We start from the raw sequence: 11,901 nt of genomic DNA on the forward strand, positions 1-11,901 counted from the left end.
GGGTGGCGGTGTTCGACTGCGCGACCACCGCGTACCGGCCGTCGGCCGACACGACGATGCCGTTGACGTTGAACCCGGTCGTGTATTGCAGGGCCGTCCCGGTGAAGTCGAGGAAGGTCGGCAGCACCGCCACGCCTGAGACGCTGCGGTCGGAGGCGTCGATCCGGTAGAGCACGGGCCGCAACGAGTCGGTGACGTACACGTCTCCGCGCGGACCGATCGCGATGTCGTTGAGGAAGGTCGGCGCGCCGGTCTGCTCCACCTGCCAGGAGCCGGTGAGCTCGCGCGTCCGCACGTCGTAGGCGAAGACGCGTCCGGTGGCCCCGCCGGCGACGAACAGGGTGCGCCCGTCGACCTTCATGCCGACCGCCGACGTCCGGCCGTCGACGCCCCCGAGCAGGAACGGCGTCGCGGTGGGGGAGCGCAGCGTGCCGCGGTAGACCGTCCCGTCGGTCGTGCTGCCGACGTAGAACGTGTCGCCGCGCGCGGCGATCCCCTCCGGGTAGATGTCGTCGGCCGCGGGGCCGGCGGGGTCGAGCAGATAGCTGTCCGGCCGGTCGTGGGCGACGGCCGCGGGGGCGGCGACGCCGAGCAGGAGCACGGCGGCGGCGGCTGCGAGGGCCGCGCGGACGGATCGGTGGCTGCGCATCGTCGGGCCTCCTCGGACGAGTCCGGTCTCCTCGAGGCTACGTCCGCTGTGGGCCGAAGGGCACCGCGTGGGCTGCCTCACAGGTGCAACCACTGCGAAGCGAGCGGCGGCGACCACTACTCTGAGCACGTGAGCACTGACGCGACCCCTGAACCGACCGAGGCGGCCCCCGACGCCTTCGACCTGAGCGCCCCGGCCCCGACGGCTGAGCCCACGGCTCCTGCCGCGGCACGCCCGGCGCGGCGCGCGGTCGTGGCCGAGGACGAGGCGCTCATCCGGATGGACGTCGTCGAGACGCTGCGCGACGCCGGTTTCGACGTGGTCGGTGAGGCCGGCGACGGCGAGCAGGCGGTGCAGCTCGTCACCGAGCTGAAGCCCGACGTCGTCGTCATGGACGTGAAGATGCCCGTGCTCGACGGCATCTCGGCGGCGGAGCGGATCGGCAAGGCGCACCTGGCCCCGGTGGTGCTCCTCACGGCCTTCTCCCAGAAGGAGCTCGTGGAGCGGGCGCGCGACGCCGGGGCCATGGCCTACGTCATCAAGCCGTTCAGCCCTGCGGACCTGCTGCCGGCCGTGGAGATCGCGATCTCGCGGTACGCGCAGATCAGCGCCCTGGAGTCGGAGGTCGCGGACCTCGCGGAGCGGTTCGAGACGCGCAAGCGCGTGGACCGGGCCAAGGGTCTGCTCATGACGAAGATGGGTCTGACCGAGCCGGAGTCGTTCCGCTGGATCCAGAAGACGTCGATGGACCGTCGGCTCACCATGCGCGAGGTGGCCGACGCGGTCATCGAGCAGGTGGGTGGCGCGTCCTCCTGACGCGAGCGTGACGAGGGCCGGCCGGAGATCATCCGCGCCGGCCTTCGTCGTTCAGCGGCGTGCCACGTCGACGACGAGGGCGCGGTGGTCGGACAGACCGGTGTCGACCGCACGTGCGGGGTCGGTGGGCACGATCGACCCGTCGCCGAGGATGTGGTCGAGCTGGCGCACGGGTTCGAGGACCGGATAGGTGGCGGCGGCTGCCAGTGAGCGCATGCCCGACGTCCGGACCGCGGCGTCGGGCTCCATGTTGAGGTCACCCATCAGGACCAGCGGTCGGGGGTACTCCCGCAGGAGACCGACGAGCTGCCGCAGCTGCCGGCGGTTCCACCCCGGGATGTAGGTCAGGTGGGTGTCGACGACGGTCAGCGGGCCGGTGGGGTGCTCGACGACGGCGACGAGTGCCGCGCGGGGCTCGTCGCGCACGAGCGTCGGCCAGCGCGCGTCCGGCCAGCGCACCGGGGCGCGGCGCCGCAGGACGGGCAGCTGCAGCACGTGCCAGGACAGCACCGGGTGCCGGCTGAGGAGCGCGATCCCGTAGCTCGCCACCGCCGGCTGGTGGTCGCCCGTCGCGGCGGTCCACACCCCGGGCTCGCCGTGCAGAATGGCGACGAAGCGGTGCTCGGGAGCATCCATCGCGTCGGCGGCGACGACTGTCAGATCGGCGCTGTGGGACCTCGGCTGGTCCCGGTCCACCTCCTGGAGGGCGAGGACGTCGGCGTCCAGGTCGCGCACGGCGTCGGCGAACCGCCCCACGTGGACCTCGCCGTCGACCAGCGAGCGTCCGTGCAGGATGTTGAAGGTGGCCAGGCGCACCCTGCCGATTGTCCCGGCCGACCTGCGAGCCCGCGCGTCGGCGTGTAGACAGTCGTGTCATGACCCAGCAAGGCGCCCTGGTCGACCCGCCCGACGACCGCACGGCCCTCCAGGACGGCCTGCGGCTGGTCGCGGTCGCGCTGACGGACGCGGAGATCCCGTTCGCCCTCGTCGGCGGGTACGCGGCCTGGGCCCGGGGCGCCCCCGAACCGAGCCACGACGCCGACTTCGCCGTGACGCCCGAGGACGTCGAGCGCGCCAAGGAGGTGATCGCCGCCGCCGGGCTGCACGTCGAGCAACCGGCCGAGAACTGGCTGTTCAAGGCGTTCCACCACGGCCAGCTGGTCGACGTCCTGTTCCGGATGGTCGGTGAGCCGATCACGCACGAGCTCCTGGAGCGCAGCGACGTGCTCGAGGTGCTGGCGGTACGGATGCCGGTGCTGCAGGCCACCGACATCGTCTCGGCGAAGCTGCGGGTGCTGGGGGAGCACGCGTGCGACTTCGGGCGGCTGCTCGCCATCGTGCGTGCGCTGCGCGAGCAGATCGACTGGCCGCGGGTCCGCGAGGACGCGGTCGGGCACCCCTACGCGCGGGCGTTCCTCTTCCTCGCCGACGAGCTCGGCATCACCGACGCGGACGCCGCGTCGACCTCGTCGGACGTCGCGCCCGGCGCGGCCGCACCCGCGTCCTGAGTCCGGTCGCGCGTCCAGCACCGCTTGTTACTGGTTGGTCACAACTCGGCAACAACCTTTCCTGAGACGCGCAGATTCACATCGCGGACACAAACAATGAGTACCTTCACGCCACACCTGCAGGATCCCTACCGGGTTCCAGTGGATCGCAGTACTCACAGAGGGGTACCAGGCATGATTCGTTCGACCCACGTAGTCCGCGCCGCCGCCTTGGCCGGCGCTGTCGCCCTCGCCCTGACCGCGTGCAGCGGTGCGGACGAGCCGGCCGACAGCGAGAGCTCCGCAGCGCCCACCGCTTCGGGCCCGCTCAAGATCGGCTCCCTGCTCCCCGTCACAGGCAACCTCGCGTATCTCGGCCCGCCCGAGATCGCCGGCGTCGACCTGGCCATCAAGGACATCAACGACGCCGGTGGCGTCAACGGCGTCCCGGTGACCGTCTCGCACAAGGACTCGGGCCCCACGTCCGACCTCGCGACGATCGGCACCCCGTCCGCCAAGGCGCTCATCGAGGAGGGTGTGCACGTCATCATCGGCGCCGCGTCCTCCGGCCTGTCGCTCGGCGTCGTCGGCCCGATCACGGACGCCGAGATCGTGCAGATCTCGCCCGCCAACACGGCGGCCGACCTGTCCGGCATCAGCCCGTACTACTTCCGCACCGCCCCGCCGGACGAGGTCCAGGGCCAGGCGCTCGCGACGCAGATCATCGCGGACGGGCACAAGAACGTCGGCATCCTCGTGTTCGACGACCCGTACGGCACGGGTCTGCGCGGCTTCGTCCAGCAGAACCTGGAGCCCGCAGGCGTCAACGTGACCTACGGCGCCGAGGGCGCGGGTCAGGACTTCCCGCCGGAGCTGCAGGACTACTCCACCGAGGTGGGCGAGGTCGTTGCCACGAACCCCGACGCGATCGTGATCATCACGTTCGACGAGGTCCGCGTCATCGTTCCTCAGCTCGTCCAGGCCGGCTACGACATGTCGAAGGTGTACCTCGTCGACGGCAACGTGGCCAGCTTCAAGCAGGACCCGGCCGACAGCGCCAAGTTCTTCTTCGACCCGGGCACGATGGAGGGCGCGCAGGGCACCAACCCGGGCGCCAACCCGACCGATGACTTCAAGGCTCGCCTGCTCGAGGTCAACCCGGACCTGAAGGACTTCAACTACGGTCCCGAGTCCTACGACGCGACCATCCTGGCGGCCCTCGCGGCGGTCAAGGGAGGCCAGAACGACGGCCCCACCGTGCAGGCCAACATGGCGGCGGTGTCCGGCACGACGGACGGCGAGGAGTGCGCGACGTTCGCGGACTGCGTCGAGCTGATCAAGGACGGCAAGGAGATCACCTACCAGGCTGTCTCCGGCGTCGGCCCGTTCAACGACAACAACGACCCGTCGTCGGCGTACGTCGGCATCTACAAGTACGACGCCGAGAACGTGCCCGTGTGGCAGAAGGCGGAGTTCGGCGAGGTCAAGGGCAGCTGACGACAGTCAGTCCCAGATGACGCGAGGCCCGGCGGGGGAGTGCCGTCAGTCCTCGGGGGCGATCTCGTCGGCCGCCAGCGTGCCGAGGTACAGCTCGATCACCTTGGGGTCGTGCATGAGCTCGCGCCCGGTGGCGGTGTAGGCGTTGCGGCCCTGGTCGAGGACGTAGCCGCGGTCGCAGATCTGCAGGGCGCGCCGGGCGTTCTGCTCGACGATGATGATCGAGACCCCCGCGCGGTTGATCTTGCGGGTGCGGATGAACGTCTCGTCCTGCCGCACGGGGGACAGACCGGCGGAGGGCTCGTCGAGGAGCAGCACCTTCGGGTCCATCATCAGCGCGCGGCCCATGGCCACCATCTGGCGCTCACCGCCGGACAGCGAGCCGGCGCGCTGGTTGCGGCGGTCCTTGAGGTTCGGGAACAGGTCGATGATGAAGTCGAGCCGCTCCGAGAACTTGCCCGGCTTGAGGAACCCGCCCATCTGGAGGTTCTCCTCGACCGACAACGACGGGAAGACGTTGTTGTTCTGCGGGACGCACCCGACGCCGCGGGCGACCAGATCGTTCGCCTTGAGGTTGGTGATGTCCTCCCCGCCGAGCGTCACCGACCCGGTGCGCACGTGCACCAGGCCGAAGATCGCCTTGAGCAGGGTCGACTTGCCGGCGCCGTTGGGGCCGATGATGCCGACCAGCTCGCCCGGGTACAGGTCGAGGTTGCACCCGTTGAGGATGTTCACCCCGGGGATGTAGCCCGCGACGAGCTCGTCGGCGCGCAGCAGGGGCTCGCCCCGGTCCACGGGGGACGGTGCTGCGGCGGATTCCGTGACGGTCATTCCGTGGCCTCCTCGGCCTCGAGCTGCTCGAGCACACCCTCGGCCATGACGCTCTCGTCGCCGAGGTCGGTGTCGTGGTGGGCGCCCAGGTAGGCGTCGACGACGGCGGGGTTCTCCATGACGGCGGCCGGCGGCCCCTCGGCGACGATCTTGCCCTCGGCCATGACCACCACCCAGTCGGCGATCCGGCGGACCATTTGCATGTCGTGCTCCACGAACAGCACCGTGGTGCCCTCGTCGCGGACGGTCTGGATGTGCCCGAGCAGGGACTGCGTGAGCGCGGGGTTCACCCCGGCCATCGGCTCGTCGAGCATGACCAGCTCGGGCTTGGCCATGAGTGCCCGCGCCATCTCGAGGAGCTTGCGCTGGCCCCCGGACAGGGACCCTGCGAAGTCGTCGCTCTTGGCGTCGAGCTTGAACCGGACCAGCAGCTCGTCGGCCTGCTCGGTGATCTCGCGCTCACGGGCGGCCCACAGCGGCTTGACCAGCGAGGTGAAGAAGCCTTCACCGGGCTGCTTCGTGGCGCCGAGCTGCATGTTCTGCAGGACGGTCAGCCGCGAGAGCGCCTTGGTCAGCTKGAAGGTGCGCACCATGCCGGCGCGGGCGACCCGGCCCGCCGAGACACCGTTCAGACGACGACCGTTGAACTCCCAGTTGCCGGAGTTCGGCTTGTCGAAGCCGGTGAGCAGGTTGAACAGCGTCGTCTTGCCGGCGCCGTTGGGGCCGATCAGCGCGGTGATCGCGCCGCGCTGCACCTCGAGGTGACGGACGTCGACGGCGGTCATGCCACCGAACCGGCGCACGACGTCGTCGGCGACGATGATCGGGTCCGGCTTCGCGACGCCAGGCTCGGGGGCGACGCCCGCGAGCGCCTGAGCCGCTGTCTTCGCGAGCGGTGCGGGGGAGGACAGCTCAGCGGACATCGAGCATCAGCTCCTTCTTGTCACCGAAGATGCCCTGCGGCCGGAAGATCACCAGCAGCATCAGCGTGATGCCCACCAGGATGCCCGCGAGCGGCTCCAGCTGCTCGGGCCGCAGGACGGACGGCAGCACGTCGCGCATGACCGTCTTGATGAACATGAGAGCGACGAAGAAGATCATCGACCCGATCACCGGACCCCAGAGGGTGGCGGCGCCACCCAGCAGGAGGATCGTCCAGATGAAGAACGTCATCGACCGGCCCATCGCGTCGGGCTGGACGCTCGCGGGCATCACGAACAGGACACCCGCGAAGCCCGCCATGGCACCACCCAGCACGAGCGCCTGCATCTTGTAGCCGTACACGCTCTTGCCGAGCGAGCGCACGGCGTCCTCGTCCTCGCGGATGCCCTTGAGCACGCGGCCCCACGGGCTGGACATGAGGCGCCAGACCAGCAGCACGGCGAGCAGGACGGCGGCCCACGCGACGATGCGCGTCCACCAGCCGTCGCCGACGTTGTTGGCGTAGGAGAACGGCCCGAGCGCGGTCCTGCCGTCCGGGAGCACCGACAGGCCGAGGAAGTCCTTGTTGAACCTGCTGGCGGGGATGCCGGCGGCACCGTTGGTGATGTCGGAGAGCACGGACGACCGGCCGATGAGCCGGACGATCTCCGCGGCGGAGATCGTCACGATCGCCAGATAGTCACCGCGCAGCTTCAGCGTGGGTATGCCGAGGATGAGCGCGAAGACGACCGAGCAGCCCACCCCGACCAGCGCCGAGAGCGGGAAGCCCTGGCCCGCCTGCGCGGTGGCGGCGAACCCGTAGGCGCCGACGAGCATGAAGCCCGCCTGCCCCATGTTGAGCAGGCCCGTGAAGCCGAAGTGGATGTTCAGGCCGATGGCCGCGAGCGCGTAGGCCGCGGTGGTGGGGGCGATCAGCTCGCCCGCAGTGAGGGACAGCAGGTCCGACCAGTTCATGGGAGTCTCCTAGCCGACCCGCTCGGCGCGGCCGAGGATGCCTTGAGGTCTGATGAGCAGGACGAGGATCAGGATCAGCAGCGCGACGGCGAACTTGAGGCTCGACGGCAGCCAGAGGGTCGACATCTCCACGACGACACCGATGATGAGCGAGCCGATGAGCGCGCCGTAGGCGGTGCCCAGACCACCGAGGGTCACCGCGGCGAACATCAGCAGCAGCATCTGCAGGCCGAGGTCCCAGGCGGCCCCGTTGAAGGCCAGCGCCAGGAGCGCGCCGCCGAGGCCGGCCAGGCCGGTCGCCAGGATCCACACGAGCCGGATGATCTTGTCGACGTCGATGCCCGAGGCGGACGCGAGGGCGGGGTTGTCCGAGATCGCCCGGGTGGCGCGGCCGGTGCGGGTGCGCTGCAGGAAGAGCGCGACGCCGACGAGCACGATGGTGGCGCACCCCATCGCGATGTAGGACGGGATCGACAGCCGGATCGGGCCGATGCTCCACGACTTGGCGATCGAGGGCAGGACCTGCAGGGTGCTGCCGCCGAAGCGGAACTGGAACGCGTACTGCAGGGCCAGCGACAGCCCGATGCTGACGATCATCAGCTGGACCAGGCCCACTCGGCGTCGCCGCAGCGGTTTCCAGATGACCACGTCCTGGAGCCAGCCGCTGGCCGCCGACAGGATCACCGCGACCAGCACCGACAGGACGATCGGCCAGTGCAGCTGGATGGAGAACACGAAGGTCAGCAGGGCGCCCAGGGTGACCTGCTCGCCGTGCGAGAAGCTCGACATCCCGGTGGTGCCGTAGATCAGGGAGAGCCCGACCGCGGCGAGGGCGAGGATCAGGCCGTACCGGATGCCCAGCGCGAACTGCTGGAGCAGCCGGGTGGGGGTGACCGTGCCCGTCGCGGACGACGAGCTGCCCCCCGTGCTCGGAGTGACGTCCAGCACGAGGTTGAAGTCGACGGTCGACGAGGCGCCGACCACGGCGAGCTGCTCGGTCGGGTTCTCCGCCGAGTCCGCGAGAGCCGCGGTCGAGGGGAGGGTCGACTCGTCGAGCTCGACCGTGTAGCGCGCCCGTCCGGGGATCGCGACGGCCCACGTGCCGTTGGCGGCCGTCGTCGTCGACTCCTCGAAGTCGTCGTCCTCGTTCGTCACCGTGATGGTGACGCCCTCTACGGGGCCGGCGGTGTTCTGCAGCGTCCCGCCGATGCAGCCGGTCTCGGCGTCCGCGACGCAGGAGACCGCCGCGGCGGCGGAGGCGGACTCGGCCTGCAGGCCGATGACGCCGACGAATGCCGCCGCGAGCATGCTCAGCGCGATCAACAGTCGAGTTCTGCGGGGCCTGTCCGTCGTCGCAACATGCGGCACGGTGGGTCTCCGTCCAGGTTCTAGGGGGCCGGGCTCGTGCACGGGTCCGACGGCATTGTCGAACCAGCGCGACGCCTGCCGTGTGGCAGGACGATAGGCAGGGATTGTGTCTTGTTCATTTCGCGATGGCGAGTGTCTGGGCTGTGCGGGCACGAGCGTGTCGGGTTTTGTGGTCGGACGTCCAGTTTGGCCGCCTCCGAGCGCGGTGCCCCTCTCCCGGGGGCTAGGCATACGGTGGTGGCTGCGTCATGATCGAGGGCGGCGCCGTCGTGGGCAGAGGAGGCGTCACCCCGACCGGATCCCCCTCGTCCCGTCTGGAGGTACCACTGCCGTGCGTCTTGGAGTGCAAGTCCGCGAAGCCCTGCCGGGCGACCTGGAGAGCCTCGTCGCGCTCTGTCTGACCGCGCGCCAGGAGGCTGGTGTGGGTTCCCAGCTGTGCACCGACGACGCCGACCGCCTGCGCGACCAGCTGGGAGCGCTCCTCGCGGTGCCGGGCGGACGCGTGCTGCTGGCCCTCCTCGACGACGACCCGGCCGGCCTGCTGCTGGCCCGCGTCGTCGGGCCGGGACCCTTCACCGACGTCGTGAGCCTCGACATCGAGGCGGTGTACGTGCTGCCCGCCGCGCGCCGTCGTGGCCTCGGGCACGCCCTGCTGGTCGGCGCGACGACGGTCGCGGAGGAGGCGGGCGCCACCGAGCTGTACTCGTCGCCGCTGCCGGGCTCCCGCGGGATGCAGCGCTTCCTCGCCCGGCTCGGGTTCGCACCGGCCGCGTCGCACCGGGTGGTGACGGCCGCGGCGCTCCAGCGCAAGCTCGCGCACRACCAGGGCCACGCCGGCACGCCGGGCGCCGCACGGCGCTCCGGTCCGCGTGGGCTCGAGGACCTCATCGCGCGTCGACGTCAGGCACGCGCCGCACGGCAGCCCGTCGACGAGCAGGTCCAGCCCGCCCGCGCGTCCGGCGCGGATCAGGGACGTGCGTCGATCAGCATGCAGGTCAGCCGGGCTGTGCAGACCAGCCGGCCGCCGTCGTCCTCGACCACGACCTGGTAGGTGGCGAGCGTCCTGCCGAGGTGCAGCGCCGTCGCCGTCCCGGTGACCAGGCCMGAGCGCGCCGACCGGTGGTGGGTGGCGTTGAGCTCGATCCCCACCGCGGCCCGTCCCTCGCCGGCATGCGCCATCGCGGAGATGGAGCCCAGCGTCTCGGCCAGCACCGCGGACGCGCCTCCGTGCAGCAGGCCGTAGGGCTGCGTGTTGCCGGCGACCGGCATGGTGGCCACCGTGCGCTGCGCGGAGGCCTCGGTCACCACGATGCCCATGCGCTCGATGAGGGTGCCCGCGTAGGGCTGGTCGGGGATCGTCGTGTCGGACATGGCAGATAGGTTGGCACCCGTGAGCGACGCACTGCCAGCGGTTCCGCCGGCCACTCCCGGAACGCCTGCCCGACTCCTCCTGATCGACGGTCACTCGATGGCCTACCGGGCGTTCTTCGCGCTCCCGGTGGACAAGTTCGCGACGTCGTCCGGTGAGCCCACCAACGCGGTGTTCGGGTTCTTCTCGATGATCGCCAACCTGCTGCGGGACGAGGCGCCGACGCACGTGGCGGTCGCGTTCGACGCGGGCCGGACGACGTTCCGGACCGAGGTGTACGAGGCGTACAAGGGCAACCGGGATGCCACGCCCGCCCCGTTCAAGGGACAGGTGGCGGTCATCCAGCGGGTCCTCGAGACCATGCACATCCCGTACCTCTCCAAGGCTCAGTTCGAGGCCGACGACATCCTGGCCACGCTGTCGGTGCAGGCGCGCGCCCAGGGCATGCAGGTGCTGATCTGCACCGGCGACCGCGACGCGCTCCAGCTGGTGAACGAGGACGTCACGGTGCTCTATCCGGTCAAGGGCGTCTCGGAGCTGGCCCGGATGACGCCCGAGGCCGTCGAGACGAAGTACGGGGTGCCGCCCGGGCGCTACCCCGACCTCGCCGCGCTCGTCGGGGAGAGCAGCGACAACCTGCCCGGCATCCCCGGGGTCGGCCCGAAGACGGCGGCCAAGTGGATCGTCCAGTACGACGGGCTCGACGGGATCCTCGCCGCCGCGGACCAGGTGCCCGGCAAGGCGGGGGAGTCGCTGCGCGACAACCTCGACCAGGTGCGCCTGAACCGGCAGCTCAACGCGCTGCTCACCGACATCGAGCTCCCGCTGGGCCCGGAGGACCTCGCGGCCCGGCCGTGGGACCGCCCCGCGCTGCACGCCGTGCTCGAGGAGCTCGAGTTCCGCGCCATCCGCGACCGGCTCTTCGCCATGCTGCCCGACGAGGCCGGTGACGGACCGGGGACGGTCGCCGCCGCGCAGCTCGACCTCACGGTCCTCGGCTCCGGCGAGCTCGCCGGCTGGCTGACCGCCCGGGCCGGGAAGCCCCTCGGCGTGGACGTCCGCGGCTCGGGTGCACCCGCCGGCGGCGACGCCTGGGGGATCGCCCTGGCGGACCCGGACGGTCAGGCGGCCGCGTTCGACCTCGCCGAGATCCAGCCACCCGACGAGACCGCGCTGGCGGCGTGGCTCGCCGACCCGGCGGCACCGAAGATCGTGCACGCCTCGAAGGAGGCCTGGCACGCGCTGGCCGGCCGCGGCCTGCCCCTCGCCGGGGTGGTGTTCGACACCGAGCTCGCGGCGTACCTGTGCCAGCCCGACCGCCGCGCGTACGACCTGACCGACCTCGCGATCGGCTACCTGCACCGCGAGCTAGGCGCCGACGAGGCTGCGGACGGCGCGCAAGGGGCGCTGGACCTCGAGCTGGACGGCACCGACGAGGGCCGCCGCGCAGCCGTCCGTGCCGCCGCGGTCCGGGACCTGGCCGACGTGCTGGGCGGCGAGGTGGCCGACCGGGGCGCCACCAGCCTCCTGGACACCCTCGAGCTGCCGCTCGTCGACGTGCTGGCCCGGATGGAGCGGACCGGGATCGCGATCGACTCCGGCTACCTGTCGGGACTCGAGAAGTCGTTCGACAGCCAGGTGCAGAACGCCGCGGCGGAGGCGTACGCGGTCATCGGCCGCGAGGTGAACCTGGGCTCGCCCAAGCAGCTCCAGGAGGTCCTGTTCGACCAGCTGGGCATGCCGAAGACCAAGAAGATCAAGACCGGGTACACCACCGACGCCGCCGCGCTCACCGACCTGTTCGCCCGCACGCAGCACCCGTTCCTCGAGCACCTGCTGGCCCACCGGGACGCCATCCGGCTGCGGCAGACCGTCGAGGGGCTCCTGCGGTCCATCGCCGCGGACGGACGCATCCACACCACGTTCCAGCAGACGATCGCCGCGACCGGGCGGCTCTCGTCGGCGGACCCGAACCTGCAGAACATCCC

12 protein-coding genes are annotated in these 11,901 nt (G+C 71.0%); 5 read left to right on the forward strand and 7 right to left on the reverse strand.

The genetic code is table 11. The features are described from left to right. Positions 1–649, reverse strand: a 649-nt coding sequence (locus tag AC1DUQ_RS13920) for an SMP-30/gluconolactonase/LRE family protein (protein WP_477073984.1), incomplete at its 3' end; no start/stop codon positions are given. A 183-nt stretch (positions 650–832) separates the two neighbouring features. Between AC1DUQ_RS13920 and AC1DUQ_RS13925 the strand changes: the two genes are divergently transcribed. Next, complete coding sequence (locus tag AC1DUQ_RS13925) at positions 833–1,465, forward strand: ANTAR domain-containing response regulator (protein ID WP_477062295.1); 633 nt, start codon at positions 833–835, stop codon at positions 1,463–1,465. A 51-nt stretch (positions 1,466–1,516) separates the two neighbouring features. Here AC1DUQ_RS13925 and AC1DUQ_RS13930 read toward each other — a convergent pair whose 3' ends face one another. Continuing rightward, on the reverse strand, positions 1,517–2,281 hold the full coding sequence (locus tag AC1DUQ_RS13930) for an endonuclease/exonuclease/phosphatase family protein (RefSeq protein ID WP_477062172.1): 765 nt from the start codon (positions 2,279–2,281) through the stop codon (positions 1,517–1,519). 59 nt (positions 2,282–2,340) lie between these two features. Here AC1DUQ_RS13930 and AC1DUQ_RS13935 point away from each other — a divergent pair, with 59 nt between their 5' ends. Together AC1DUQ_RS13935 and AC1DUQ_RS13940 are read left to right on the forward strand one after the other, a co-directional pair. Next, positions 2,341–2,973 (forward strand): nucleotidyltransferase family protein, encoded by a 633-nt coding sequence (locus AC1DUQ_RS13935; RefSeq protein ID WP_477062171.1) that lies wholly within the window; start codon positions 2,341–2,343, stop codon positions 2,971–2,973. Positions 2,974–3,147: 174 nt separating this feature from the next. Further along, positions 3,148–4,449, forward strand: a complete 1,302-nt coding sequence (locus tag AC1DUQ_RS13940) for an ABC transporter substrate-binding protein (protein WP_477062170.1) — start codon at positions 3,148–3,150, stop codon at positions 4,447–4,449. Positions 4,450–4,494: 45 nt separating this feature from the next. Here AC1DUQ_RS13940 and AC1DUQ_RS13945 read toward each other — a convergent pair whose 3' ends face one another. Genes AC1DUQ_RS13945 through AC1DUQ_RS13960 form a run of 4 tightly spaced genes read right to left on the reverse strand, consistent with a single transcriptional unit; the run spans position 4,495 to position 8,499 of the window. Continuing rightward, the gene (locus AC1DUQ_RS13945; protein ID WP_477062169.1) at positions 4,495–5,280 is read right to left on the reverse strand and encodes an ABC transporter ATP-binding protein; all 786 of its coding nucleotides are present in this window, start codon (positions 5,278–5,280) and stop codon (positions 4,495–4,497) included. Next, positions 5,277–6,203 carry an ABC transporter ATP-binding protein gene (locus AC1DUQ_RS13950; RefSeq protein ID WP_477073985.1) on the reverse strand — a complete coding sequence of 309 codons (927 nt, stop codon included), beginning with the start codon at positions 6,201–6,203 and terminating at the stop codon, positions 5,277–5,279. The genes AC1DUQ_RS13945 and AC1DUQ_RS13950 overlap by 4 nt, the downstream gene beginning before the upstream one ends. Further along, positions 6,193–7,176 carry a branched-chain amino acid ABC transporter permease gene (locus tag AC1DUQ_RS13955; protein ID WP_421741579.1) on the reverse strand — a complete coding sequence of 328 codons (984 nt, stop codon included), beginning with the start codon at positions 7,174–7,176 and terminating at the stop codon, positions 6,193–6,195. The genes AC1DUQ_RS13950 and AC1DUQ_RS13955 overlap by 11 nt, the downstream gene beginning before the upstream one ends. Positions 7,177–7,185: 9 nt before the next feature. Beyond that, the gene (locus tag AC1DUQ_RS13960; protein WP_477073986.1) at positions 7,186–8,499 is read right to left on the reverse strand and encodes a branched-chain amino acid ABC transporter permease; all 1,314 of its coding nucleotides are present in this window, start codon (positions 8,497–8,499) and stop codon (positions 7,186–7,188) included. A 466-nt stretch (positions 8,500–8,965) separates the two neighbouring features. On the opposite strand from AC1DUQ_RS13960, the gene AC1DUQ_RS13965 reads away from it, so the two are divergent. Then, positions 8,966–9,595: an N-acetyltransferase family protein gene (locus AC1DUQ_RS13965; protein WP_477073987.1), complete on the forward strand. Its 630-nt coding sequence runs from the start codon at positions 8,966–8,968 to the stop codon at positions 9,593–9,595. Here AC1DUQ_RS13965 and AC1DUQ_RS13970 read toward each other — a convergent pair. Then, complete coding sequence (locus AC1DUQ_RS13970; protein WP_477062165.1) at positions 9,511–9,915, reverse strand: PaaI family thioesterase; 405 nt, start codon at positions 9,913–9,915, stop codon at positions 9,511–9,513. The genes AC1DUQ_RS13965 and AC1DUQ_RS13970 overlap by 85 nt on opposite strands. Between AC1DUQ_RS13970 and AC1DUQ_RS13975 the strand changes: the two genes are divergently transcribed. Beyond that, positions 9,914–11,901 (forward strand): DNA polymerase (locus tag AC1DUQ_RS13975; protein ID WP_477073988.1); only part of this gene is annotated, 1,988 nt, incomplete at its 3' end. The genes AC1DUQ_RS13970 and AC1DUQ_RS13975 overlap by 2 nt on opposite strands.

The sequence above is a fragment of the Cellulomonas sp. P4_B5_2 genome (assembly GCF_056402235.1).